Raw genomic sequence first — 25,657 nt, 5'->3', positions numbered from 1 at the left:
CCATCCGCGTATCTCACACACCACGGACTACCGCCAACACCCCAGCCTCATCAGGAACTTCAGCAAAGATCACCCTGACGAGCCGAAGTCAGTATGTGTGTCCTTGCCACCAGGTCGAAATGCCCCGAGACAGCACAGACACCAGCCTGAAGCGCTCGAACCGGATGAGGTCCGGCATGTCGGTATGACCAACCCCTATCGGGCCCTTACGGGTGCTTGTCCAAGCGTGTGCGGACCGCTTCGGCGTCGCGGTGCTGGAGGTCGTCGAGGATGGCGAGGCTTGCCGTCCAGGAGGCGCGGGCGGCCTGACTGTCGCCGAGCGCGAAGTGGGTGTCTCCGATGTGGGTGTGGATCTCGGCCTGGAGGAAGTAGTCGCCGATCGACTGCCGCAGGTCGAGGGACTCCTGGTAGGCGGGAAGGGCCTTTTCGTACTCGCCCAGTTGGTGGTGGATGAAGCCGATGCTGTCCAGGGTGGACGACTGGGCGGGCAGGTTTCCGTGGGCGCGGGCGAGTTCCAGGGCCCTGCGACAGTACGGGAGTGCATCGGCTGGTTCGCCGCGCAGAGCCAGGTACCAGCCGATGCTGTTGAGCGCGGTGGCTTGTCCGGTGGGGTCGTCGACGGCCTCGAACAGCTCCAGCGCCGACCGGGCCTCGGCGATGGCCATGGCGTGGTCGTGTTGCTCGCCGTACGCGATGGCGATGTCGATCTGAGTCCTGCCCTGGCGGGTGCGGTCGCCGACCTGGCCGAAGAGCTCGAAGGCGCGGCGCAGTTGGGCGTGGGCTTCGATCTGTCGTCCTTGGGAGCGGTGGACTTGGCCGAGCCAACGGTGGGCGTGAGCCTGCCGACCGGGATCCCCGGTTTGTTGGGCGGCGGCCAGAGCGATGTCGCCGACCTGCTGCCACTGCTGCCACAGCCCCGACTTGAGCAGGTACGAGACCTGTGATCCCGCGAGCTGCCAGGCGTGGTCGGGGAATCCGTCGTGCAGGGCGCGGGCGGCCATGTGAACGAGTACGGTTCGCTCGTCCTCGTACCACGCCAAAGCCTGTTGCCGACTGGACAGATCTTCCGGGGTGACACCGGCGGCCGGCTCCGCGAGATCGAGCGGAGGCCAGGAGGCCTCGTCCGCGTAGGCGAGAGTACCCGCGCGGTACGAGGAGTGGAGGTAGTGGTCGAACATCCGCAGGGTCGACTCCGCCCGCTCGGCACAGTCGTGCCCCTCGACCAGCTCGATCGCGTAGGCGCGCAGCAGATCATGGAAGGTGTACCGTGCGCCTCCCTGCCTGGTGACCAGATGCGCGCGGTGGAGTTCGTCCAGCAGGACCTTGGTTCTCGCCCGTGGCAGACCGGCGAGGCTCGCAGCCGCGGCGGCAGTGATGTCCGGACCGGGGTGCAGGCCGAGCAGTCGGAACAGCCGTGCGCTCTGCGGGGGTAGGGCGCGGTACGACCAGGAGAGTACGGCCCGCACGTCGGCGTAGCCGTCGTCGGCCGCGAGGAGATCCAGGCGCGCGCGGGTGTCGCGCAACTCGCCCGCCCATGTGTCCAACGGGACGTCGGGACGGTCGGCCGCGCGTGCGGCCGCGACGTTGAGGGCGAGCGGCAGCCGGGCGCACAGCTCGATCAGCTCGTAGGCGGCTTCGGGGTGGTTCAGCACGGACTCGGCGCCGAGCCGGTGCAGAAGCAGTTCGTGTGCCTCCTCGTGGGAGAGCACATCGAGTGGCAGGGGGACGGCGCCGTCCAGGGCGATCAGGCCGGAGAGCCGGTTCCTGCTGGTCACGAGCACCAGGCAGCGGTTCGAACCCGGCAGGAGCGGGCGTACCTGCTCCACCTCACGGGCGTTGTCCAACACGATCAGAGTGCGGGTTCCGGCGAGTCGGCTGCGGTAGACCGCGAGTTGTCCCTCGGGGTCGGCGGGGATGCGGTGGCCCGGGACGCCGAGGGCGTCCAGAAAGCCGCGCGCGACGTCGGCAGCGTCGACGGGGTCTGCCGCGGGGTCGAAGCCGCGCAGGTTGGCGAAGAGCTGACCGTCGGGAAAGCGGTCGGCCACCTGGTGCGCGAAGTGCAGGGCCAAGGTGGTTTTGCCCACTCCCGCGGTGCCCGCGATCGCCGAGATGACGACCGCACCGCAGCCCGCCCGCCGATCGGCCATCAGCTCGTCCAGCCGCTTGAGTTCGCGCGCCCGACCGGTGAAATGACGCACCGCGTAGGGGAGTTGCCGTGGTGTCGCTCCCGTCCGGACAGCGGGGGCCGCTTCGCCGGCTCCTGGGATCGAGCGCCCCGCGTCGCGGGCCTCGGCGATCTGCTGCCACCGCTCCCGCCACCGCGCCTCTTCCTGCGCCCTGACACCGCACGCACGTACCAGGGCGAGGCAGACCTCCAGCCGCGGGAGCTCACGGCGCCGAGGGCTGAGCGCGTCCGACAGCGTGCTGCGTGCGATACCGCTCCGGCGTTGCAACTCCTGCAGGGACGGCTGGCCCGCCCTTGCCTTGAGCGCCCGCAGGTCGCGAATGTAATCACCCACGCTCGGTGCCGGTTCTTCCGGTCTCGGGCCTAATGGCTCCATGCTGCGGCTCCCCCTGTGAGACGCGTTGCCCGTCGGGGCAACCGGATCCGTCCGGATCTGACCGAGAACATTGTCATGGGTAGGTCGGCGTCTGCAGACTCAATCTCGGACGAAAGAAGCGGGTGGAGCATAGCTTTGCCGGGTCTTGGCTCTGCCCGGTGCATCACCCCGAAGGGTAAAGGAGGAATTTTAACTCCGGACGGATTCGGGTGGGACAGGTATGGCAACAGGCGAGCAATGGGGGACGAAGACGCGACCGTAAGGGTCCGGGTCGCTGTTCAAAGGCCGTCCGGCCAAGGGGAATTGACCGTACCGGGTGCTGCCGCGCAGTTGAGCGGTCCGTTGGGATGTCCGGAACGGACGCTCTGGCAAAGCTCTTTCTCGCAGTGCACGAGGGTACTCGGCGGCCATGCCATGGAGCTTCACGGCACGGGGGCCGATCCAGAAGAAGGACCAGGGGGGAGTGAATGATCTAGCTTCTTCGCGACGCGTTCGCTTCGCTAACCCGTGCCCGCGGGGCGCGTCTTCACCGGCGTGGATGTAGTGGCCTCGTCGCGCACGATCAGCAGGGTGAACTGCCCAACCAACAGGCTCACGGCAATCACCCGTAACAACGGCAACTTCTGCGCTGCGGGAATCATCGGTTATACGACCCTCAGCCCCTGGGGGCGGTCGGAGAGACGTCCAGAACGTCGTCCGCGAGACCGTCTCCCGTAATTGGCCGCCTTCCGCAACTCGACGGCTACGTCAAGCTTCAGCCGGGCGATCAGGCGGTCGTAGGGGCTGCCGTGCGCACGGGTGGCGCTCCGACGGAGACCGAGCCGCAAGCATGCGCCGGAAGCCCGCACAGTCGCTGTTCACGATGAGCACCCGGAGTCGACCACCTTCCTCGACGCCACGGTGCTCCCCCTCGCACGGCACCTTGCCCCGAACTGACCTGCCCGGATCGCAGCAGAATCACGAAGTCGGCCTTCCTTCCCGCAAGTTCAGGCCGCGAAAGACCAACCGAACCCCTCCTCCTCGGCGCCGTCGAGACCAAGGCCAGATGTTGTCAGGGTTGCACCGGACAACAGGCCATGACCGCCGCGGCTTCTCACTGCAAGAGTCGCTCGGCTCCAGTCCTGCGCCAGGTGACCGGAGATGGACACACCGCCTGCCCCAGATCGCGATAACGAGCAGGCGGACAGTCCGCGATGGCCTCACCGTCGCACCGCCCAGCACCAGATCCTCAACCCCATACAAGGATGGTCCATGAAACCCATCAGACGGATCGTCGGCATGCTCAGCGCCGGTGCGGCCCTGTCCGCGCTCGCGTTCGCCGCTGCCCCGGCGCAAGCGGCCACCGCGACTCCGGCGGCCCCGGGCGCGAACCCGTTGCGCGTCGCGTCCCCCTCCACGACGACCACGTTGCCCCGGGCAGCCCAGCACGTCACTCCCGCCGCCACTACCTACGGGCCCTAACTCGTCAAGAACGTCGTCACCGGCAAGTGCATCGACATTCCCGGCTACGGCGCAGGGACGGTCAACGGGCCCGTCAACGAGTACACGTGCAACGGGACATCCGGCGACAACCAGCTGTTCTACTGGGATTACCTCGGTCAGAGCGCCAACGACTACCCCCTCTACAGTCTCCGCAACGTCAAGGACAACCTGTGCCTCGACGTGCCGAACTACGGCAGCGTGAGCGCCGGTACCAAGGTCAGTGAGTACTACTGCAACGAGACGACCGGCGACAACCAGATCTACGGTCAGGTGCCCCGTTCCGACGGAAGCTTCTGGCTCGTCAACCTCGCCAGCGGCCTGTGCCTCGACGTCGACGGCGTACGCACCGGTGGCGACAACGCCCGGCTCACGCTGTACTACTGCAGCGACAACGACGACCACCACTGGACGATCCCGTAAACGGACATGTTCGACCGTGGTGCGGCACCAACTGCCGCACCACGGCATCCGCATGCGCCCACTTCGCGTCTCCGGGCCGGATGTGCGGCGATGGCCGGGGCGCCACAGGCGGTGGCCGTCTGTGGTCCATGGGGGCACGCGCGCCGAATACCTGGGACGTGAACCGGTCCGGACGCTCGGGCGGGAAAGGGCGCGTCCCCGTGCCCTCGGGACGCAGTTGCGAGGTGGAGGAGCCGATCGTCAGGTGGCTCGGAGCAGGTCGGTCGAGACGGTCCAGAGGCGCTGGGCGGTGGCGGGATCGAGGGCCCATTCTTTGACGCCGTGCGGGTGCTGCCCCAGGTCGGCGTCGTTCGGGACGGTGTAGGCCTCCTGTGCGTCGTCCAAGTAGTGGCCCCCGGAGTGCGCGAACTCGGGGGCGAGGGCTGCGACGATGCTGGTGGCGGCTCCTTGCTCGACCGTTTTGTATGTGAAGACCCCGGCGGCCTCGGCCGCATCGAGCGACGCCTTCTGTTCTGGTGTGAAGTTGCGTTGCAGTCCTGTCGCGACGCCGCCGGGGTTCACCGCGTTGGCGATGATGCCGTCGGAGGCCCAGCGGCGGGTCGCCTCGACGGCGAAGAGGGAGTTCGCCGTCTTCGACTGGGCGTAGGCGATCTGCGGATCGTAGCTGCGACGCTCGAAGTGGAGGTCGTCGAAGTCGATGCCGGCACGCATGTGCGCCGTCGAGCTGACCGAGACGATCCGTGCTCCGCGGCGGTCGCACGCTCCCCGGGCCAGGGCCTCATGCAGACCTGTGGCCAGGGCGAAGTGCCCCAGATGGTTCGTCGCGAACTGCAACTCCCAGCCCTGCATGGTTCGTTCGAGACCGCCGGTGACCACACCCGCGTTGTTGATCAGAAGGTGGAGCGGGCCGCGCCATGCGTCGACGAATCGGGTGATGGAGATCAGGTCGGCGAGGTCGAGGTGGACGACTCGGGGACGGTTCGCTCCGGTCGACTTCGCGACCGCCTCAGCGGCGGCGTCGCCCGCAGTCGTATTCCGGACAGCGAGCGTCACCTCCGCCCCGGCAGCGGCCAGCACACGCGCGGTCTCCAACCCGATCCCGGAAGAACCTCCCGTTACGATCGCGCGGACGCCGGACAGGTCAGCGTTCCCCAGTACCTCCTCCGCGGTACTGGCGGCGGTGAAGGGCGTGGAGATGAGGCGGCGGGGAGTCATGGCGGCGACTATACGCACTGATCGATATTTGTATAGTGCGGCTTGCGCTTCTATGCTCGCTCTCATGAGCACTTCCGAGGCGGGCCACTCGTCGGCGACAGTCAACGAAAGCGACCGTCGTACCAGGGTTCTGGACTCCGCCATGGTCACCTTCGCGCGATTCGGCTACCGGAAGACCTCGATGGAGGAGGTGGCACGAGCGGCACACATCTCCAGGCCCGGGCTCTACTTCCTCTTTTCCTCGAAGGAGACCCTCTTCCGTGCCGCGGTCACCCAGGCCCTGGAGCGGGACATCACAGCGGCCGAGCACGTCCTGGCCGACACCGGCCGCCCGCTCCCGGAGCGCCTCGTCGAAGCGTTCGACCACTGGGCAGGCCGCTACATCGGCCCGTTGACGCGCGATGTCGCAGCGGTGATCGAGGACAACCCCGACCTCCTCGGGGAGATCGTCGACATCGCGCCGCGACGTTTCGAGGGACTGATCACACACGCGATCACCATCGAATCAGGGCCGGAGGCGGCCCTCTCGGTCGCACAGACACTGATCAGCGCGTCGATCGGCCTCAAGCATCAGGCCGTAACACGGGAGTTCTACCTGAAACGCCTGACTGTTGCCATCGACCTCCTGCTGGGCTGAAATAACCCCGAGCCGGGCAGAGGGCCGGAGTGCGCCTTCCCTCCACCCCCGCAAGGCCAACGACCTTGAGGAACCGCGGAAGAGGAGGGGTCTCATGGAGATCACGGAGATCACGTGGCGTCGGGTTGAGGAGCAGGATTTTCCGCTGCTGCAGATGTGGCTCCGGCAGCCCCACGTGGAGCGTTGGTGGAACCACGAGACCAGTGCGGAAGCGGTGGCGCGCGACTTCGGTCCCGGCGTCCGAGGCGAAGAGCCCTCGGAGGACCTCCTCGCATTCCTCGGCGACCATCCAGTTGGTCTCGTACAACGTTCACGCCTGTGCGACTACCCCGAGTACCTGGCCCAGCTGGCCGCCGTCGTCCCCGTACCGGACGGCGCGATGACCATCGACTACCTGATCGGCGATCCCCGCCGGACCGGCCAGGGCATCGGGACGGCGATGATCCACTCCGTCGTCGTCCGAACCTGGGCCGATCACCCGGCCGCCCCGTGTGTTCTCGTTCCGGTGGCAGCGGCCAATCGCCCGTCGTGGCGGGCGCTCGAACGGGCAGGGCTGTCGCGCGTCGGAGTCGGAGACCTGGAGCCGGACAACCCGATCGATGACCGGACCCACTACCTCTACCGCGTCGACCGGCCGTATGGCGAACTCTGACCTCTCACCTGCAGCCCGGATGGGACTGCTCGACGATCGGTAGCGCACGAGACGTTCGCCGCGCGCAGACACGGAAGGCTGCGGCGCCAGGTCCCGGCCGATCTCGTGGCCGGGACCTGGAGGTGGCTCAGTCTGCCTGGACGGTGGCCTGCTTGGGGAGGCAGAACATCAAGGCCCACATCAGGGCGAGGAGGCTGCCGACCCACCACAGCACGGTGATGAACGCTTCGCGGTTGAGCCCGGCTTCGGGTGAACCGCCGGTGGTGGCGAAGAACACCAGCGCGGTCAGGGTGGTGCCCAGAGCGATGCCCAGGTGCATGGCGGTGTTGAACAGGCCCGAGGCGGACCCGGCGTCCTCGTGCGGCACCCTGGCCAGCGACATGTCGGCGAGCGGTCCGCTGACCATGCCGAGGCCGAATCCGATGAGGACTACCGGAGCGGTCATCGCCACCAGCGCGAGGTCTCCCTGGCCCCGGTCGGCCTGGAGCCCGTAGGCGGCCATCGCGGCGGACGCGATGAGGGCTCCGGCTTGGGGGAGACGGCGGGCGAAGCGTCCACTGCTCTTCGCCGCTATGGCCGCGCCGGCCAGTTCTCCCAGGGAGAGCAGCACGAAGGCGATGGCCGCGTGGAAGGGGCTCATGCCCAGTCCATGCTGGAGGTAAAGGGTCCAGGTCATGAAGAACAGTCCGCACAGCAGGCCGTGCACCAGCTGCGCGGAGAGTCCGCCGGAGAACTGCCTGTCCCGGAAGAGGGACAGGGGCAGAAGGGGTGCGTTGCCCTGCTTGCGCTGCTGGTGGCGCAGGAAGAAGCCGAACACGAGGAGACCTGCCGCGAGCAAGGCGAAGCACCACAGAGACCAGCGGTGGGCGGGGCCCTCGGTGAGGGGGAAGATGATCAGGATGATGGCCAAGGCGGACAGCAGCATGCCCGGCAGGTCGAGCCGGTTGGCCTTGCCCGCGGTCGACTCGGTGATGAACCGGCGCCCCAGGAGGATCACTGCGAGGCCGACGGGCACGTTGACCAGGAAGACCGGCCGCCAGGACAGGCCGAACAGGTCAGCCTCGGTGAGCAGACCGCCCAGCACCGGGCCCAGGACGTTGGCGAGGGAGAGGACGGCTCCGTAGAGCCCGAAGGCCCTGCTGCGGTTCTGCCCTTCGAAGGTGACATGGAGGGTGGCGAGTACCTGCGGGATCATCAGGGCCACCCCCACGCCCTGGAGCCCCCGGGCACCGATCAGGACGCCGGGGCCGTTGGCGAGTCCGCACAGCAGGGAGGCCGTGGTGAACACCACGGTGCCGATGAGGAGAATCCTGCGCCGGCCGTAGAGGTCGCCGAGGCGTCCGCCAGTGATCAACCCGATCGCGACGGGCAGGGAATAGCCGGTGGTCAGCCACTGCACGGCGGTCGGCCCGGCGGCCGTCGACTCCTGGATCGCGGGCAGGGCGGTCAGCACGACCGACTGGTCGAGAATGTCCATGAGTTCGGCGACCAGCAGCACCAGGAGCGCGATCCGGGCTGCCAAGGCCATTTTCGGGTGGGGAGGGGCTGCGTGCTCTGGGGGGTTGGTGGTGTGCTGCGGCTCGTTGTCGAGCGCGGAGGAAGACACGACGGAACTCCTGATCCAAAGGAATTGGGGAGCCCTGCCGGGAGCCGCACCGAGGCCGGAAAACACAAAACCCGGGGCAGACGGCAGAGCTGCACCCGGGAGAAGCAGAAAACGGGGGGGTGACGCAACTCAGGCCAGCGCGACGTCCGCCCCCGGACACGTGCGACGACTCAGCACGTGGGGAACACGGACGACTACATGGCCTGATTAATAGGACGTCACCTCAAGATCGCCACAGCAGGAACAGGAAATCGGGTCCCCGCGACCGACATCCCGGCACAGGAACCCCTTCACGGTACGACATCCCTGGGCCCCGACGCACATGAAATAACCGCGGGCGCGCCCGCCCCGGACCGGCAGGCGCAGCAGCTACTGCGCGCGTGCGCTGCGCCACGCCCGAGGGTGTCAGCCGCACAGCGCGCTCACGGGGAGGGGGCGACCGAACAGCAGGCCGTCCGGGGGTGGGCTCCGGCGCTCCGCAAGCTGCTGTCCTACCACTGGGCACGCTAGAAGAATGGTGACTGGATCTTGTCCGAAGCTCTCACACGAGTGGCCCTGAGACATCAAGGACTTCAGGATGATCACGAGGGGCGGGTAGAGCCTCTCCTCGCGCTGCACGACAGCGGACGCTGAGCCAACTCCACGACGCCCCGCCCCCCGGCCCATGCCGCGGGCCGGGAGTGGGGCGCGGTTGTGCCGCTCATGGTGCTCGGCGCTGGAGGGGTTACGCGGTCCGGACGTCCCACCACTGCTGGGACTGGAAGTTCTTGGCCCACAATTGCGCCCGGGCGCCGTTGCCGGTGTTGGTGGCGTCGCGGTCCAGGACGGTGTTGTTGCTGTTATTGAAGCGGACGTTGTAGATCGCGAGGTCCCCCGAGGGGTGGTACCACTGCTGCTGAGTCGAGCCGTTGCACTGCCACAGCTGAACCCGAGTACCGTTCGCGCCGCCGCCGTTGAGGTCGGCGTCCAGGCACATCCCACGGAAGCGCACACTCTCGATGCTGCCGTTGGTCCACACGATCCACTCCTGCTGCGTTGAACCGTTGCAGCCCCACGCCTGCACCCGGGTACCGTTGCCGCCGGCTGTGGCGTCAGCATCCAGGCACTGGTTCGGCGTTGTCCGGAACAGACTGTAGATCCTGGTGTACACACCGGTAGCAGCCGGCGCTCCTGTTATGCCCTTCGCCACGCGTGCCGAGCCGGCGGCGGTCACTGCCTGGCCCTTGCTCCAGTTCAGCTGATGAAAGGTCGGCTCGGCTGCCTGGACGGTGCCGGGTGCCAGAGCACCAACTGCCACGGCGGCAGCCGCGGTCGCGAGTGTGGCAGCCAGTTTCTTGTGAATGAACACGGTTCCTGGGTTCCTTTCACGACGGGTCTGTGCGGGGTTTGCATGGGCCGACGGTCGGCCGATCTGTCGTGGACCTCCCGCTGTCCGCGACTCAGTCTGGGAGCCCCGTGCCAAACTCGACCACCTTCTCGGTCGAGCCCGGACAGATCCGGTTGCCCACGGGCCGGTTGGTTTTTGCCTCCAGCGCCGACGTCTCCATGACCGGTCACCCGCGAGCCGTCGTTGGGGTACGGCAGCTTGAAGGTCTGGCGAGGCACAGACCACCCCATGTGCTGGGCACGACTGATACCTCACACCTGGTGCCCCGCTACGGTTCGGGTACGGGGAGCCGCAGACGATCAAGGCACATAGCCGTTCTTGAGCCTGCTGAACTCGGCGGGGCTGTGGCCTTTTTCGACGGCCGTTCCGGGTCGGCTACGTGAACAGGTCGCTGCGCAGGGCTAGATGACCGGAGGACGGCCCAGGCGTGTCATGCGCCATACCGTCGCCCACCGCATAGGCCGCCGCGGCCCGCACGGTTCCCGCACACCCTCGACGAATCCTGCGGCCCAGGCGCGCAGACCGCCCACGGAACGGGTGCGGGCCAGCGTGAGCAGCGTCCAGGTGCCGAGGTAGACCGGGAACAGCGGGGCGGGGAGGTGGCGGCGGGCGAGCCAGACCCGGTTGCGGGCGGTCATGCGGTAGTAGACCGCGTGCCGCGCCGGGCTGGTCTTGGGGTGCTGGAGCAGTAGCGCGGGCTCGTAGAGCACCCTCCAGTTGTCGTCGAGGGCGCGCCAGGCCAGATCGGTTTCCTCGTGAGTGAAGAAGAACTCTTCGGGCCAGCCGCCGATCCGTTCCAGCATCGTCATGGACAGGGCGTGCCCGCCGCCCAGGAAGGTGGTCACTTCACCGCGGCGCATCGGATCCGTCGAACGCAGCCGGGGTACGTGGCGGCGCTGGGTCTCGCCGTGCGCGTCGGCGATGCGGAAGGACACGATGCCCAGCGTCGGATCGGCGGCGTACAGGTCGGCGATGCGACGGATCACGTCGGCGTCGACCAGGAGTCCGTCATCGTCCAAGTCCACCAAGACGTCCACGTCACCGTATGTGCGTAGCCGCTCCAGGGCGACGTTGCGGCCCCCGGACACACCCAGGTTCTCCGGCAACTCCACCCCGCACACCTCGTCGGGGCGGTCGGGCAGTGGCGTGCCGTTGCCGACCACGCCGATTCGGGCCGCCCTCTCGTCCTGCTTGGCCACCGAGTCCAGCAGGGCCCGCAGCTCAGCGGGACGATTGCCCATGGTCAGCACGGCTACACCGACGCGCGGTCGTTCCACGCCCAACTCCGCTTCCTTTAGCAGGCCCTGGCCCTGCGATGCTAGCGGCCCCAAGCGCCTGTCCTTCACCGAGAAGGAACCGTGGCTGTGCCCACCATCCACCTGTTCGACGACCTCGGTCCGTCCGCCCAGCGTTGAGGCGACCTCGTCCAGATCGGCACGGGCGTTGCCCGCCAGTCCCGGCTTCGCCATCGACAGATACGGCCGGCTCGGCAGCGGTTCGACCGTTCCACCGCCGCGTCCAGCTTCGCAAGCAGCGCAGAGCCGCAGCAGATCCGTGTACGGGCACGACACCGCCGACGTCGCGACGAAGACGAGTCTGTCCGTGGGGGTGATGCCCTGACACCCCCGGGTAAGCCGATCCTGCGGCTCCTGGCCGTCCGCACGATGGGACCGGGCCCTCTCAGTGCGGTCCGTGTCCGTGCCCGGTATGTGATTGAGGCGGAGGCGGGCGCGGGGGAGAGGCGGGGGCGGATCGGGGTTCAGGTCCAGGTCGTCGTGGACGGTGGCTGACAGCCCGCGCCCTGGGACAGACCAGCCAGCACCTCCCGGCTGTAGGGCACGTCCTGGCCGGTCCGCTCCAAAAAGGCCCGCGCTGCTTCGACCGCCAACCCGCGCCGCGCGTACTGACCCGCCAACTCCATTGCCCAGGGCGCCAGCGAGGCCGTATCCGGGCCGCGGCCCAACGCCTCGAAGATGTCACCCACCAGCCAGCCCGCACGACGGACAGTCCACAGATCAGCGAAGTCCCCCGCACCCCCGTCGAGCCCGAGCAGAGCGCACTCACGCTCCGCCTTCGCCATCCGCTCCCGCGTCACCCGCCACGGATCCGGCATCAACTCCCGTACCAACAACCGCACTTCAAGCCAGTCCGGACGCCGCTCACCCTCCTCATCGACATCGTCCCAGCCCGCCCCCCACTCGGGTGGAGGCTCCGCCACAGCGAGCGGCGCCGACGGCAACAACGCCTCCAGCGCCGCCCTGGCCAACGCGGAATCAAGCGGCACGCCCACATCACCCCCCATCCCCACCGGCAGATCACACACCCCGGCCGGAAACAGATGCTCCTCGCCCACCGGCGCCCGCTCACCGCGCGCACGATAGCCACCCCGCCGCAACGCGAACAACCGCTCACGCGCCCAGAGCACATCGCCCTCACCCAGCGCCCGCTCCGCGAGCAGATCACGCAACGCCTGCTCACCGTGCGGGACTCCCAGGTCGTACAGCAGATTCACCGCCTCATGCGTCCCCACCCCAGCCCGCACCAGCCGCACCGCCACAGCAGCCACCTCACCAGGCGCGCCAAGCCCACACCCCCTGGCCCGCTCCCGCAGGCTCCCCAGCAGCCCATGAACCCTCACCGACAGTTCCTGACGACGCCACTGCGCCTCGAACCGGGCCGTCAGCCCGGCATCCAGCTCCGGCATCGGCCGCCGCCCCGCCCGGCCCTCCCCGTACGCCTCGTACAGGTCCCAGAGCTCGTCGTTCCAGCCCCCCTCGGCCGACGGCAGCACATCGAGAACCGCCACCAGCGCATCCACATCCACCCGCTCGCTCACGGCCCCACCCACCCCTTCCTTACAGACACCCGGGTACTCCATGACACGATCAAGGGCTGTGCCAGCCCCACAGGTCAGCCACTTCACGGTGGAGAACGCCGCGGTGTCCCAGGTGACCTCGGACCGCAGGCGTTCTACTGACGGACACCGAGGAAGACGAACAGGGCGCCCAGGAGGGTGAATCCGCCGGAGATCAGGATGCCGAAGAGGCTGCCGAACAGCGGCGACCAGTGTCCTCCCCGTCCCATGATGGTCGCGGTCCGAGCCGGGTCGTGTGTCCGGTACCGGACGGTCACGGCGTCGCCCTGCGCGAGCAGCATCGCGTCCTCCTCGAACTCGAGGTACTGACCGTCGAGCGTGGTGAAGCCATGGACGTGATGCCAGAGGGTGTCGCCCTCATTGCCCTCGCTTGAGTACCGGCGTACGCAGCGGCCTTCCACGGCAATGCCGCTCGCGATCGTGCGCAGGCGCCCGATCAGCTGGCACGTCAGGAAGAAGCAGAGGGTGCCAAAGGCTGCCAGGATGCCGAGCCCCACCCAAAGTATCGTCATCCCGGCAGGATAGGAGCACACGCGCTGCCTGCCGGAAAAGGACGGCCGGTCGAGGCATCGTTGGTCTGCGTTGCCGTAGAGCCCACGTCCCGGGTCTACGACGCCCCTCAAAGGGTCCAGGTCTTGAACGTCCGCTCCTGGGGCGGCAGTTGTGGCCGTACCGCCGCCGCATGACGCCGAGGACGGTCACCTCCCGGACTACCCGCCGAAGGCGCCGACTTCCCCCCCCAGAAGCCCGTCGAGCCACCACGCCCCGAAGGCACCACGCCCGGCCTCCTTGACGCGGCGATCGTTCTTCAGCGGTGGTCGCAGGCAAACCCCCGCACCGTGAGTTCCCGGAACCCTGCCCTTCACGCCGAGCCCGCTCCCAAGGGCCGCGACCCACTGGCGTCGCGATAGCCCTGGGAGCGCGAGCGAGCTGGTCTGGGCATCCGAGCCGTTCGACGGCGTCGCCGGGGACTGGTCCGGGCGGAGGTGGGCCTCGGGCTGGGGGATGGGTGGTCGGCGGGCCTCTGGATCGGCCGCTCCGGGCGCGCGGGTTCCTTCGATTGGACGGTCTGTCGAGGCCGCTGCCCTAATCACCAAAGGGGTGAAGTGGTCACAATGGGTAATAATCAGGCATATCCGTCGTGAGGCGGCCCACAGGACCTAGGTCACATACGAGCGGGCCTAGTGGCCCTGGCAGCGCCTCGTCGCCCGGGCAGGCCTTGCGTATATGGGGGCGCGTGCGAGGGGGCCGTGCCGGCTGCTGCGAAGCCCGTTAGGAGAAGGGGGGCATTGCCAGGCCCTGCGGCGGTCGGTAGAACTGGATGAGTCGCCAGGCGGCACGGGTGCTCCCACCCGCCGCGGACGAACCCCTCCCCCTCGTGTGAGTGGCTCACGCATGCCCCGGCATGCCGCGACCGTCCTTGTTCCCTTCGGAAGGCCTCTTCGTGTCCAACGCAGTCATCCGCCGCATTGCCACCTCCAAGAAGACCCTCGCGGGTGCCGTCGTCGCCCTCGGCGCCGCCGGTTCCCTGTTCGCCACGGTTCCCGCCCAGGCGGCCCCGGCGAATGCCAAGGCGATCGCTCAGCAGATGATCAAGGACCCGGCGCAGTTCGAGGCCTTCAGCAAGATCGTTACCCAGGAGAGCGGCTGGAACCACACCGCCACGAACGCCTCCTCCGGCGCGTACGGTCTGGTCCAGGCCCTGCCCGCGTCGAAGATGGCGTCCGCCGGTGCGGACTGGAAGACCAACCCGGCCACGCAGATCAAGTGGGGTCTCGACTACATGAACTCCCGCTATGGCAGCCCGGTCGGCGCCTGGAACTTCTGGCAGGCCCACCACTGGTACTGAGTCACCAGCTGACTCACCCAGAACACATCCGATATGCCCGTCGCTGAAGCGGCGGGCATATCGGCGTTCCCCACCCCTGGCTCGACGTCCCTGACATCACCCGGCGCAAGCGCCCGGTGACCAGCTCGGACGCCTGCCCCGGGAATCGCCTGCCGGACGTCGTCGACACAGTCCTCCCATTGGAGGGGCGTCTGAACCGCTCGTGCGGGGCCCGGTGTGGATCTCGGCCTCGCTCGGGTTGATCCGGTCGGCCCGTACCCGGACCAGGACGCCCCGAGGGCCGGGCGGGCGCGCGTCGATGCCCTCCATGCCCGGCTGCTTGGGGAGGAGCGTCCGGATCCCGGGGGCCGGGGCACTTCTCAGGGAATCCGCCCGCTGGGCTACCGGATGTCCTGACACCGTCGGCTCGACGGTGTTCTGGGACAGCGCCAGGCTCCGGGGTGTCCTGGCTACCGCCAACTTCCGTACCCGGCACAGGAGGTGGCTTGGGATGGGACGGCGCTGCGTCTGCTGCGCGGGACTGCTTCCGGGGTGGAGCACCCGGCCGGAAGGCCAGCGGACCGGATCGACGGTCAGTCGGCGGATCTCGGCATGCGCTCGGGTTCCCGAGCGCATGCCGTGCGAGAGTTCCACCCGTGATGACCAGACCCACTCTGACGGAACGCCGCTCCCCATGGGTCGTGTTCACCTCCCCGGCCGACCCCTGGCTGACGACGGAAACGGCCGCTCTCGTGCAGCGGAATGGTCTGGTCCTGCGGCTGGACGGTCGGGAAATGCGTGACCCGGCGTCCGTCTGCCGCACCTTCGCCCGGGAGCTGTCGTTCCTCGGCCACTTCGGTCACAACTGGGACGCGCTCGTGGAGTGCCTCCACGACTGGCACGGTCCCGGCCACGGAAGCCAGGGCCTCGCGATTCTGATCGAGCACGCGGACGGCCTGCTGAAGGCGGACTTCCTCGGGGTGTTCGTATCGGTGCTCGCCCAGGCAGCCTGGAACTCCAACCTGCGCCTGGACAGTGACGGCGAGCTCGACGAGTGGCGGCAGCGTATGGCTCAGCACTTCGTCTTCGTACTGGACCAAACCGCACCTGCTGCCTTCACGGAGACGGCGGCCCGCGGCATGGACGTGGCGGTGGCGCTCGCGGACGGCCGTCTGCTCGCCACCCTGACCGACGGCGACTGGCCAGGCGGAGACCCCGCGTCCGCCCCCTGGACAGCAGGCCCGCTCGCCTTCGCAGACGAGGAGATCCTCAACGGCATGAACGTCAAGGCCATCCAGCTGTTCCGAGACCGCTTCAGCTGCTCGATCCACGAGGCCCTGGACATCCTCCAGTCCCGCTCCGAGCACCTGCGTGGCGACCGGCCGGAGGACGAATGACGCCAGCCACATGGATCGCCTTGGTGCGCAGGGTCCGCTTACGCGGGGCCGAAAGGGCATAACTTCCGCACCTGCATGGCAGATCGAACAGCCCCCTATAGGGTGAAAGCCCTGACGCCCGTCAACTGCTGCGGAATCATGGACCGCTGATGAAGAAGCCGACTCGGAGACACTGCCCAACGCGGCGTCCGGCCCGGCACAGTGCTCCATGCCGCTCGCGGTGCCGCCGCAGCCAGCTGAGAGGACTTGATGTACGCCAACGAAAAGGCCGAGGCCTCCAAGAGCAATGAGCCCCGCAGGGCCGCTGTGAGGAACTCGGCCCGGGAAGACGGCGCATCCACCGGCCTGCTGGCCCTCCAGAGCACCGCTGGCAACGCGGCTGTCCTCCAGATGCTCCGCCGGTCCGGACATGCCTGGACCCAGGGCCAGCATCAGCACACCGCGGGCTGCGGCGCCCATCGGCAGAGTGGCTCTCGGGCAGCGGAGACTGTGCAGCGGTCCGCCGTCCCCGACGTGTTGCGCGCACCAGGCCGCCCGCTGGACGACGTCACGCGCACGGACATGGAGGCCCGGCTCGGCGCCGACTTCTCCGCTGTGCGCATCCACGACGATTCCGACGCCAAGGCATCCGCGGCCGAGGTTGGCGCCCGCGCCTACACGAGTGGTGACCACGTAGTCATCGGCGACGGCGGAGCCGACCAGCACACGCTCGCCCATGAGTTGACGCATGTGATCCAGCAGCGCCAGGGCCCGGTCTCCGGCACCGATCGCGGGGACGGACTGAGCGTCTCGGACCCGGCGGACCGGTTCGAGCGCGAGGCCGAAGCAAACGCGCGGCGGGCGATGTCCGGGGAGGCGCCGGTTCAGCGCGCCACGGTTCCCGACGGAGTGCGAGCCCAGCACGGTTCGCCCGTGGTGGCGCGGATGCCCGCCGAGGGAACCGACGGCGAAGTCGCCAAGCCATGGCTCGTCTTCGGAGTCGACGGGCGCAGCAAGGAGCAGTTGACTTCCGCCGTTGAAGCCGGATACCGGCGCTTCGACACGGCGGAGAGCTACCGGAACATCGACACCGTCGCAGAGGTGCTCCGCGGTCGGCCCCGTGAGGAGTACGAGATCCTCTACAAGTTCGACGTCCGGTCGGGCGAGCCGGCCGCCGAGCTGCGCGGTCGGCTGAAACACGTCGCCGCGCTGTTCGGCGGTCGGCTCGACTCCCTGGTGATCCATAACCTGGACGTCGACAGGGGTGAGCTCGCGCAGGCCTGGCAGGTCCTCAACGAGCTGAAGAGCGAGCACATCACAGGTCAGGTCGGGCTGGGGAACGTTGGTGAGAACCACACGGATCTGCTGGGCGAGCTCGGCAAGATCGGCGGGGTCGACGTCGTGGAGAACTCCGTGGAGAGCGTGCTGCTCAGCGAGAACGTCGAGCAGGCGATCAAGAAGTCTGGCGCGCACCTGTACTACTACGACGTCATCAGGACGGCCCGGCAGATGGACCTCGATCTGTCTTCGCCCGACGACCTGAACGGTCTCATCTACACCATGGCGGGCACGTTCCACCGGGCGGACGGCACGTCCAACGCCACCATGATCAGCAGCAGTGGGTCGTCCGGTACCCAGGCGGCCAACCTGGAGAACTTCGGTGGCGGCCCCGACCACGCGGACTTCACGGGGGACGAGCAGTACGACGCCATGGGCAAGATCGACCAGTGGCGCAAGCAGCAGAGCTCCGGCCAGACGAACGACACGTCGTTCGCGCTGCGCCCCGAGCTGAGCGAATGGCTGGTCGGTCTCTGCGACGGAGGCACCGCCGACGCCTTCCGCCAGTCCATCGTGGACGCGGCGAAGGAGCAGGGCCAGCCGGTGAACCAGGCGTTCATCGAGAAGTGGCTGGTGGACGAGCGCCACGTCACGGCCGAGGATCTCTCTTCGGTGCGGGTCCCGTCCCGGGTCGGACTGAAGCGCCGCTACATCGGAATGCCCCTGCGGGACGCGCTGGGCGCACTCTTCGGCGTGAAGAACTGCGACTGGAAGTGGTCCATCCAACTGGTACAGCTCCTGTTCAGCGACGCGGACACCTGGGACCTTGCCCTGCGGTTCGGCGCGGACGAGATCGTCCAGCAGTGACACCGGCCGACTCCGGCTGCCGCTGAGCGGTCCGTCGCTTCCGAGCGCGGACCACTTCGGCACGCGACCGACCGCGGCCCCACGCTGCGGGCCCCGCCGCCCGGACGGTCGGGGACCGCTGCCCCACCCAACGCCAATTGCGCTGGCTGCGCGCGCGAAAGGCTCGTGATCCAGGTCGTCGAGCAGCGAAGCGTGCGGAGAAGTCGCCAGCCGCCGCCACCGCGTCCCGGCCCTGTGTCGCCGAGCCCGCAGTTGCTCACTCAGGTAGCGCCGGGCGCGGCTGGACCGATCGATCGACAACGGGTAGGCAAGCAAACGGAGCTCCTGGCCAGCATGGGTGATGTTGGTCGTGACCCCAACTACCAGGAGCTTCGTCGCTGTGTACAGCTAGCCAACTCGCCTACAGCGCGATCAGGTTGGCAAAAATCCCTTGAGAGAGGTCGAGGCCAGTTGGGGACGCTCACCCGGCTCAGCCAGCCGCCCGCAGCGGGCATCCGGTGCCGACACGTGCGTCGAGCTCGGCCCGCAGGGCGGCAAGCTGCGCCATACGCGCATCGATAACCTTGATCTTGTCCTTGAACAGCGCGGACAACGCCTCGGCGGTGTCGGGCGCGTTCCGCAGTTCCTCGCCGGTCTGTGCGATCTCGGCCAGCGAGAAGCCGAGCGTCTGTGCGGTGCGGACGTACTGCAGCCAGGGCACTGCTTCCGGCGGGAAGTCGCGATAACCGTTGGCCAGACGCTGCCCCGTGACGAGACCGATCTTCTCGTAGAAGCGGATGGTGTCCCTGGTCAGTCCCGCTTGCGCGGCCAGCTCCCCGATACGCATGGCTCTCCCTGAACTGCGGACTTGACCTTGGACAGTACTCCACTGTTTACCGTCGTGGCGTCCGTACAGGAGACCAGCAGGAGCCTCGCCTTGTTCCGTCTTTTCGCCCCTTCCCACCCCGCCTATCTTCGCGTCGTACGCACAAGCGCTTGGTACGACCTCGTGGTCACAGCCGGTTTCGCCACGCCATGGACCTACGCCCTGGTGCACGACGCGCTGTCGAAGATCGGTGACGCGCTCGGGCTGGGCGCCCTGCCTGCCCTCGACCCGATAGAGATCCTTTACGCGAATCTGATGGGTTCAGTGGTGGTCGTCTGGGCGCTGCTCCGGATCATCAACCTGCTGCCCGTGCACGGACTGTTCGACGGCATCGCACGCACGCTTTTCGCCGCGTGGCAGGCGTATGCGCTGGCACACGGTGCCCCGCGCTGGCTGTGGCTGTTCTTCGTTGCCGAGGTGGCGTTCGGCGTCGTCCAGCTTGTGCCGTGGTGGCGGGCTCGACGCACCGACCTTATGGCCCCCTCTGCCGGACAACCGCTCGGCGACGCGGGCCGGCAATGCCCAGACGAGTCTCTTGGCTGAAAACCCCAGTGACCTCGTCACTCCGTCAGAAGCAACTGCCCTGCCAGCGCACCAGGTTGGAAAAGGCGCACTGTCCGCATGGCGAGTTGGTGGAGGTCGGCCTCGTGGAGAGGTGGAGGTGGAGGCGGGGCCGCGTCCGGTCATCGTCTCAAGGGCGGACCAGCCCAGTTGAGACGAGGCCGGGCATCCCGAGGCCCAGAGGCACAGCACCGCATGAGGTCCAGGCGCCTCACCGCGGAAACCGATTGAGCCGGTGATCCCGACCGTGGTACCACTTCGTGATTCGTAGGTGATCACGAGATGAACAAGGAATCGGTGAGCATGGCGCTTGGAGAACTGGTGAAACTGCGGGCGATGGGTCCTGCGGACGCCGACGCACTGTGGCGCTGGAATCACGACCCTCAGGTCATGCGGTGGATGAACGACACCTATGCCCAGCCGGTGGAGCGCGTCCGCAAGTGGCTGGAGGAGCGTCCGCGCAATGCTTACGGCGACTTGCTCCTTGGCATTGAAGCGCTGGGTGATGGGCAGCTCATCGGCCTGATCACGCTGCACGACGCCGAGCCGGAAAAGGGCATCGCGAAGCTCGACATCTACGTGGGCGAGAAGGCGTATTGGGGCCGCGGATATGCCACCGATGCGGTACGGACGATCTGTCGCTACGGCTTTGAGGACATGCGCCTCCACAAATTATCCCTGACCGTGGTCACCGAGAACCATGCCGCGCGCAAGGTCTACGAGAAGGTCGGCTTCGTTGAGGAGGGCCGTCTTCGGCAGGTCTTCCGCCGTGACGGCAGGTGGTACGACGTGTTCACGATGGGGCTGCTGGCGGGCGAGCTTCGCTGAAAGCCTCCGGATGGAGATATTGAGGTCCGTCGGCCAGCGGCCACGACGGGGCCGGGCAGCGTGTGTGGAGGAAGGCGGCACCGGACAGTTCCTGACCGAGCGCCCGCAGGTCCAAGCGGTAGGGCGCCCAGAACAGCTGCTCGGCGAAGCCGGTGACCACGGTGACCGGGGGACTGGAAAGCCGGCGGTCGTGGCTCCGGACCATGCGGACCATGGCCAGCCATACTTCACGTCTTGATCCCATTTCGATGCCGTTCCCCGGCCACTCCGCAACGAGGTCGCCGCGGCTGTTGCTGACCGTATTGCCCGTCCGCAGTCGGCCTGCCGCCTGTCCGAACGGCGTACGCTCACCGTCGACATCACCTCCGGCTCGCTCGGGCTCGAGCAGCTGACTCCGGCGACAACTCAGCGGGAGAGGCTGCCCACGCGCCGGGGATCAGGAAGTCGCAGGGTGGGGAGCGGAGGAGAGGCAGTGGACGTCCGGCAGTTGGAGTACTTCCTGGCGGTCGTCGACCGTGGCGGGTTCAACCGGGCCGCATCCGCGCTCTACGTGTCGCAGCCGTCGCTGTCCCAGGCCGTCCGGTCTCTCGAACGTGACCTGGGTGCGGAGTTGTTCCATCGGATCGGCCGTCGGGTGGTGCTGACGGAGGCGGGCCGGGCGTTGATCGACCCCGCCCGTGAGGCCGTGCGAAGCCTGGAGACAGCCCGCGCGAGTGTGGCATCCGTGCGCGAGCTGAGCTCGGGACGGCTGGACATCGCGGCGATGCCGTCCCAGGCGGTCGAACCGCTGACCACGCTGATCCGTTCCTACACCGAGCGGTACCCGGGTGTGGCGGTGGCGATCGCAGCGGCCTTCACCGCCCGCGGGGTCATCGACGCCGTGCGGACGGGAGCGGTGGAGCTGGGCCTGTTGGCGTCAGTCGGCAGCGTTCCGGACAAGGAGGTCCGCTCGCACGTACTGGGGGAGCAGCGATTCGTGCTGGTCGTCCCACCCGGGGGACCCTTCGCCGGCCGGAAGACCGTGCAGTGCGAGGAGTTGGCAGGCCAGCGGCTGATCGTGGGCCAGCCGGGGACGGGGATGCGCGCGTACGTCGACGCGCTGCGGGACCGGGGCATCGACTTCACCGTGGCGGTCGAGACCGAGCACCGGGTGGCGCTGCTGCCGCTGGTGCTGGCCGGGGTGGGACTCGCGGTCGTGACCGAGTCCTGGCGTGGCATCGCCCGGCAGACGGGGGCCGACGTGGTGGACATCGAGCCCGCGACGGCGCTGCGGATCTGTCTCGTCAGTCGGCGTGGTGTCCTGTCCCCGGGTGCCGCAGCGTTCTGGGCGAGCGCGACGTCTCCTGCCGCCGATGGATAGGCGGTGCTTATAAGGCACATCCGGTTTGCGTCTTGGACGCCCTTAGCTGCCCGTTGGTGGAATCGACGGCATGACGACGCATCGCATAGCCCTCATCCCCGGCGACGGCATCGGCGCCGAGGTGCTGCCCTGCGCCCAGCAGGTCCTCGACGTCCTGGGCCGCCGCCACGGCTTCAGCCTGACCTACACCTCGTACGAGGACTGGTCCTGCAAGCGGTACCTGCGTGAAGGCTCGATGATGCCCGCCGACGGCATCGACCAGCTCCGCGACAAGGACGCGATCCTGCTGGGTGCCGTCGGACATCCGGGGGTGCCCGACCACGTGTCGCTGTGGGGCCTGCTGATCCCGATCCGGCGCAGCTTCCGCCAGTACGTGAACCTGCGGCCCATCCGCGTCTTCGACGGCATTGACAGCCCGGTGCGCGGCGCCCGGGCCGGTGACGTCGACTTCGTCGTCGTGCGGGAGAACGTGGAAGGCGAGTACAGCGAGGTCGGCGGACGGCTCAACAGGGGCTTCGCGGACGAGATGGCCGTCCAGGAGGCGGTGTTCACGCGGGCCGGTGTCACCCGCGTGCTGGACTACGCCTTCGAGCTCGCGGCGCGGCGCGGCGGCAGGCTGACCTCCGCGACGAAGTCCAACGGCATCGTGCACACCATGCCGTTCTGGGACCAGCTCGTGGCCGAGCGGGCCGCCTGCTTCCCGCAGGTCACCTGGGACCAGGAGCACATCGACGCACTCGCGGCGAAGTTCGTCCTCGAACCCGGCCGCTTCGACGTCGTGGTTGCCTCCAACCTCTTCGGTGACATCCTCAGCGATCTCGCGGCCGCGGTCGCCGGATCCATCGGCATCGCTCCGGCGGCCAACCTCAACCCCGAGCGGGAGTTCCCCTCGATGTTCGAGCCGGTGCACGGCTCCGCGCCCGACATCGCCGGGCAGGGCATCGCCAACCCACTCGGCGCGATCTGGTCGGCCGCCATGATGCTCGACCACCTCGGCCATCCGGCCGCCGCCAACGACGTCACCGATGCCATCGCGCAGGTCCTGGCGAAGACCGACGTCCGCACCCGCGACCTCGGCGGCGCAGCCTCCACCGCCGAATTCACCGACACTCTGCTCGGACTCCTCTGAACCAGCCGCCCCGCGTCGGTGGCGGGCGGCCTGGACGATGCCGCGCGCAGCCACGCCGGCACGCCGCGCCTCCCTCGTCCAAGCCGTGTTGCCCCACAGGTGCTTCCTTCGGAGGCCCGTTCCGCGACCCGCCTGCGCCCGTTCCTCAATGAGGAGAAACGTCATGGCAGCACCCGTGTCCACAGCCCCTGCCCCGGCCGAAACCGTCAGAAAGCCCTGGTACCGACAGCTCTACTTCTGGGTCCTGACCGCCATCGTCACCGGCATCCTCACCGGCTGGCTCTGGCCCTCGGCCGGCACCGCGATGGGACCCGTCGGTACCACCTTCATCGCGGCGATCAAGATGCTCATCACTCCGATCGTCTTCCTCACCATCGTCGGAGGCATCGGCAGCGTCGACAGCCTCGGTCGCGTGGGCCGAGTGGGGCTCAAATCCCTGCTCTACTTTCAGGCGGGAACCCTTGCCGCGCTGCTCGTGGGCCTGATCGCCGTGAACGTCTTCCAGCCCGGGGCGGGTGTGCACGCCCACCCCGCGGATCTTCACCTGACGGGAGACGCCGGACAGTACGTGAAGGAAGGGGAGAGCCAGGGCTGGTGGCACTTCCTAACCGACCTCGTACCCACCAGCGCCGTCGGCGCCTTCGCCGCCGGCAACATCCTCCAAGTCATCTTCTTCTCCGTGCACTTCGGTATCGCGCTGAAGGCCGTAGGACCCACCGGTCAGCCGCTCGTCGACGGAGTGCACCGGCTCACCACCGTTGTCTTCAAGATCCTGCATTACGTCATGCTGGCCGCCCCGGTGGGCGCCTTCGGCGCCATGGCCTTCACCATCGGCAAGTACGGCATCTCCACACTCACCAGCCTCGGCAGACTCATCGCGCTGACCTACGGCACATCCCTGTTCTTCGTCATCGTCGTCCTCGGAGCCGTCACCGCCGCTCTCCAGGTCAACATCTTCCGGCTCCTGCGCTACCTGCGGGAGGAGTTCGTCCTCGTCCTGGGCACCTCTTCCTCCGAAAGCGCCCTGCCCCGGCTGATGATGAAACTCGAAGGACTCGGCATACGCCGCGACATCGTCGGGCTGACCATCCCCACCGGCTACTCGTTCAACCTCGACGGCAGCTCCATCTACCTCTCGCTGGCCGCCCTCTACATCGCCCAGGCAACCGACACACCCTTGAGCATCGGCCAGCAACTCGGCCTGCTGGGCGTCATGATTCTCACCTCGAAAGGATCCGGAGGCGTCACGGGCGCCGGCTTCATCGCCCTGGCCGCCACACTCTCCACCGTGGGCACCGTCCCGGCCGCCGGCATCATGCTCATCTTCGGCATCGACAAGTTCATGTCCGAGTGCCGCGCCCTGACCAACCTCGCCGGCAACAGCGTCGCCACCCTCGTCGTCGCCCGCTGGGAAAACGCCCTCGACACCACACACGTCAACGATGTCCTGCACAGCCGCACACCCCGACCGGCGCCGGACCACGATGTGGGTTTCCCGGCTCAACTGCCCTAGCCTGACCCGCCCCTCCAGCGTCCCAGGTCACCCGTCGCGCCAGGCCCGGGGCAGTGCGTACGCCGGATGCGTACGCCAACTCGGTGCCCGGCCGCCTATGGCCGGGCACCGAGCTCGGTGGCGGTCCTGGAATGGCCCCCTTGCTGGGGCCCTGTCTCTGTGGTCAGGCCGGGGTGCGGCCGAGCAGCGTTCGCGCGGCGTCTTCGAGGGATCCGAGCAGCGGGTTGGAGTCGCCGGTGCGCGTGACGAGCACGACCTCGCAGGGATCGATGTCGGTAATGGGCACCAGGGAAATGTCCTCACGTACGGCGGCGCGACGATCACTGGCTGGGACGATCGCGACACAATGACCTGTGGCGATGAGCTCCAGCTTGTCCTCGTAGCTGTCGTCGTGCGCGGGCGCGGACGGCACCACATGGTCACCCACTGGCTTGGGTGTGCTCCACACGACCGCCGTGCTGACGCAGGCCACCAGTTCCTCGTCCGCCAGAGCTCGCAGGCTGACGACCTTCTCGTGGGCGAGGTGATGATTCGCCGACACGACGAGCATCCGCGATTCCTCATGGAGCTTGGTCACCCGCAAGCCGTCCGTGGGAAAGGGCAGAGGCCTGTACGCGATGAGAGCGTCGATGCGCCCCTCGGCCAGGGCGCGCGTGTCCCGCCAGTCGAGGTGGCGGGCGCGGACCTGGCTGTCGGGATGGCGCCGCCTCAGCTCCTGCACGCAGGCGGTGATGACCAGTCCTTCGGCACAGCCGACCGTGACGGCATGGGGCTGGACCGCAGCTCTGGCAGCACGAGCGGCTTGCTCGGCCTCGCGGAGCAGTATCCGCGCCCGGGCGAGGAATGCCCGGCCGGCGTCGGTGAGGCTGCTGCCGTGCGGTGAGCGGTCGAACAGCCGGACACCGAGCTGGGATTCCAACCGTTGGATCTGGCGGCTCAGTGACGGCTGCGCGAGGTGCAGTGTGGCGGCCGCCCGGCCGAAGTTGCCGTACTCCGCGACGACCGTGAAATAGCGCACGAGCCGCAGATCGAGGTCCATTCGCCCAGGATACGTCGCGCGCCGTCATACGCCTGCGACATGGCGGCATGCGAAACGGGTCTTGGACAGGGCGCACGGGTTGGTACTGACTTCGGCTTGTCAGGGTGATGTTGGGGTGTGGAGGGTGAGGCCGGTTCCGGTGACGAAGCCGTCGAGGATGCCGGGCCGGTACTGGAGG

Annotated in this window: 20 protein-coding genes and 1 pseudogene; 12 read left to right on the top strand and 9 right to left on the bottom strand. The window is 68.1% G+C overall.

Features of this window, described 5'->3' with window-relative positions; translation table 11 throughout:
* Nucleotides 1–206: 206 nt before the first annotated feature.
* The gene (locus tag AC07F3_RS41555; RefSeq protein ID WP_479120266.1) at nucleotides 207–2,519 is read right to left on the bottom strand and encodes an ATP-binding protein; all 2,313 of its coding nucleotides are present in this window, start codon (nucleotides 2,517–2,519) and stop codon (nucleotides 207–209) included.
* Nucleotides 2,520–3,812: 1,293 nt separating this feature from the next.
* On the opposite strand from AC07F3_RS41555, the gene AC07F3_RS41550 reads away from it, so the two are divergent.
* The gene (locus tag AC07F3_RS41550) at nucleotides 3,813–4,022 is read left to right on the top strand and encodes a hypothetical protein (RefSeq protein ID WP_479120265.1); all 210 of its coding nucleotides are present in this window, start codon (nucleotides 3,813–3,815) and stop codon (nucleotides 4,020–4,022) included.
* A 15-nt stretch (nucleotides 4,023–4,037) separates the two neighbouring features.
* Nucleotides 4,038–4,463 (top strand): annotated as a pseudogene (locus AC07F3_RS41545) (RICIN domain-containing protein); the annotation flags it as partial.
* Nucleotides 4,464–4,703: 240 nt separating this feature from the next.
* On the opposite strand, the gene AC07F3_RS41540 reads toward AC07F3_RS41545, so the two are convergent.
* Entirely contained in the window at nucleotides 4,704–5,678 is a 975-nt protein-coding gene (locus tag AC07F3_RS41540) for an SDR family NAD(P)-dependent oxidoreductase (protein ID WP_479120263.1), read from the bottom strand.
* 64 nt (nucleotides 5,679–5,742) lie between these two features.
* Between AC07F3_RS41540 and AC07F3_RS41535 the strand changes: the two genes are divergently transcribed.
* Both AC07F3_RS41535 and AC07F3_RS41530 read left to right on the top strand, forming a co-directional pair.
* Nucleotides 5,743–6,315, top strand: a complete 573-nt coding sequence (locus tag AC07F3_RS41535; RefSeq protein ID WP_479120262.1) for a TetR/AcrR family transcriptional regulator — start codon at nucleotides 5,743–5,745, stop codon at nucleotides 6,313–6,315.
* A gap of 94 nt (nucleotides 6,316–6,409) precedes the next feature.
* A complete protein-coding gene (locus tag AC07F3_RS41530; protein WP_479120260.1) occupies nucleotides 6,410–6,967 on the top strand; it encodes a GNAT family N-acetyltransferase in 558 nt (185 codons plus the stop codon).
* A gap of 127 nt (nucleotides 6,968–7,094) precedes the next feature.
* Here AC07F3_RS41530 and AC07F3_RS41525 read toward each other — a convergent pair whose 3' ends face one another.
* From AC07F3_RS41525 to AC07F3_RS41505, 5 genes are all read right to left on the bottom strand, one after another.
* Entirely contained in the window at nucleotides 7,095–8,573 is a 1,479-nt protein-coding gene (locus tag AC07F3_RS41525; protein ID WP_479120259.1) for an MFS transporter, read from the bottom strand.
* 724 nt (nucleotides 8,574–9,297) lie between these two features.
* Nucleotides 9,298–9,921, bottom strand: a complete 624-nt coding sequence (locus AC07F3_RS41520; protein ID WP_479120257.1) for an RICIN domain-containing protein — start codon at nucleotides 9,919–9,921, stop codon at nucleotides 9,298–9,300.
* A gap of 440 nt (nucleotides 9,922–10,361) precedes the next feature.
* Complete coding sequence (locus AC07F3_RS41515) at nucleotides 10,362–11,237, bottom strand: glycosyltransferase family 2 protein (RefSeq protein WP_479120267.1); 876 nt, start codon at nucleotides 11,235–11,237, stop codon at nucleotides 10,362–10,364.
* Between the two features lie 482 nt (nucleotides 11,238–11,719).
* Complete coding sequence (locus tag AC07F3_RS41510) at nucleotides 11,720–12,796, bottom strand: hypothetical protein (RefSeq protein WP_479120256.1); 1,077 nt, start codon at nucleotides 12,794–12,796, stop codon at nucleotides 11,720–11,722.
* A 134-nt stretch (nucleotides 12,797–12,930) separates the two neighbouring features.
* Nucleotides 12,931–13,347 carry a DUF3592 domain-containing protein gene (locus AC07F3_RS41505; RefSeq protein WP_479120254.1) on the bottom strand — a complete coding sequence of 139 codons (417 nt, stop codon included), beginning with the start codon at nucleotides 13,345–13,347 and terminating at the stop codon, nucleotides 12,931–12,933.
* 932 nt (nucleotides 13,348–14,279) lie between these two features.
* Between AC07F3_RS41505 and AC07F3_RS41500 the strand changes: the two genes are divergently transcribed.
* The 3 genes from AC07F3_RS41500 (at nucleotide 14,280) to AC07F3_RS41490 (ending at nucleotide 18,184) form a co-directional block, all read left to right on the top strand.
* A complete protein-coding gene (locus AC07F3_RS41500) occupies nucleotides 14,280–14,684 on the top strand; it encodes an aggregation-promoting factor C-terminal-like domain-containing protein (RefSeq protein ID WP_479120253.1) in 405 nt (134 codons plus the stop codon).
* A gap of 638 nt (nucleotides 14,685–15,322) precedes the next feature.
* Nucleotides 15,323–16,060, top strand: a complete 738-nt coding sequence (locus AC07F3_RS41495; RefSeq protein WP_479120252.1) for a barstar family protein — start codon at nucleotides 15,323–15,325, stop codon at nucleotides 16,058–16,060.
* A gap of 513 nt (nucleotides 16,061–16,573) precedes the next feature.
* Complete coding sequence (locus AC07F3_RS41490; protein WP_479120251.1) at nucleotides 16,574–18,184, top strand: aldo/keto reductase; 1,611 nt, start codon at nucleotides 16,574–16,576, stop codon at nucleotides 18,182–18,184.
* 469 nt (nucleotides 18,185–18,653) lie between these two features.
* On the opposite strand, the gene AC07F3_RS41485 is transcribed toward AC07F3_RS41490, so the two are convergent.
* Nucleotides 18,654–19,010: a MerR family transcriptional regulator gene (locus AC07F3_RS41485; protein WP_479120250.1), complete on the bottom strand. Its 357-nt coding sequence runs from the start codon at nucleotides 19,008–19,010 to the stop codon at nucleotides 18,654–18,656.
* A 90-nt stretch (nucleotides 19,011–19,100) separates the two neighbouring features.
* Here AC07F3_RS41485 and AC07F3_RS41480 point away from each other — a divergent pair, with 90 nt between their 5' ends.
* From AC07F3_RS41480 to dctA, 5 genes are all read left to right on the top strand, one after another.
* Nucleotides 19,101–19,592 carry a hypothetical protein gene (locus AC07F3_RS41480; RefSeq protein ID WP_479120248.1) on the top strand — a complete coding sequence of 164 codons (492 nt, stop codon included), beginning with the start codon at nucleotides 19,101–19,103 and terminating at the stop codon, nucleotides 19,590–19,592.
* 300 nt (nucleotides 19,593–19,892) lie between these two features.
* Entirely contained in the window at nucleotides 19,893–20,438 is a 546-nt protein-coding gene (locus AC07F3_RS41475) for a GNAT family N-acetyltransferase (RefSeq protein WP_479120247.1), read from the top strand.
* Nucleotides 20,439–20,910: 472 nt separating this feature from the next.
* The gene (locus AC07F3_RS41470) at nucleotides 20,911–21,798 is read left to right on the top strand and encodes a LysR family transcriptional regulator (RefSeq protein WP_479120245.1); all 888 of its coding nucleotides are present in this window, start codon (nucleotides 20,911–20,913) and stop codon (nucleotides 21,796–21,798) included.
* A 70-nt stretch (nucleotides 21,799–21,868) separates the two neighbouring features.
* Nucleotides 21,869–22,927: a tartrate dehydrogenase gene (locus tag AC07F3_RS41465; protein WP_479120244.1), complete on the top strand. Its 1,059-nt coding sequence runs from the start codon at nucleotides 21,869–21,871 to the stop codon at nucleotides 22,925–22,927.
* Nucleotides 22,928–23,090: 163 nt separating this feature from the next.
* Complete coding sequence (gene dctA / locus AC07F3_RS41460; RefSeq protein ID WP_479120243.1) at nucleotides 23,091–24,440, top strand: C4-dicarboxylate transporter DctA; 1,350 nt, start codon at nucleotides 23,091–23,093, stop codon at nucleotides 24,438–24,440.
* Nucleotides 24,441–24,603: 163 nt separating this feature from the next.
* Here the strand turns inward: dctA and AC07F3_RS41455 are convergent, their stop codons facing one another.
* Nucleotides 24,604–25,479, bottom strand: a complete 876-nt coding sequence (locus AC07F3_RS41455; protein WP_479120242.1) for a LysR family transcriptional regulator — start codon at nucleotides 25,477–25,479, stop codon at nucleotides 24,604–24,606.
* Between the last annotated feature and the right edge of the window lie 178 nt (nucleotides 25,480–25,657).

This window comes from Streptomyces sp. NPDC045846, assembly GCF_056431605.1.
Note: the sequence above shows the minus strand (reverse complement) of the source record. Positions and strands in the feature narration are given on the sequence as shown.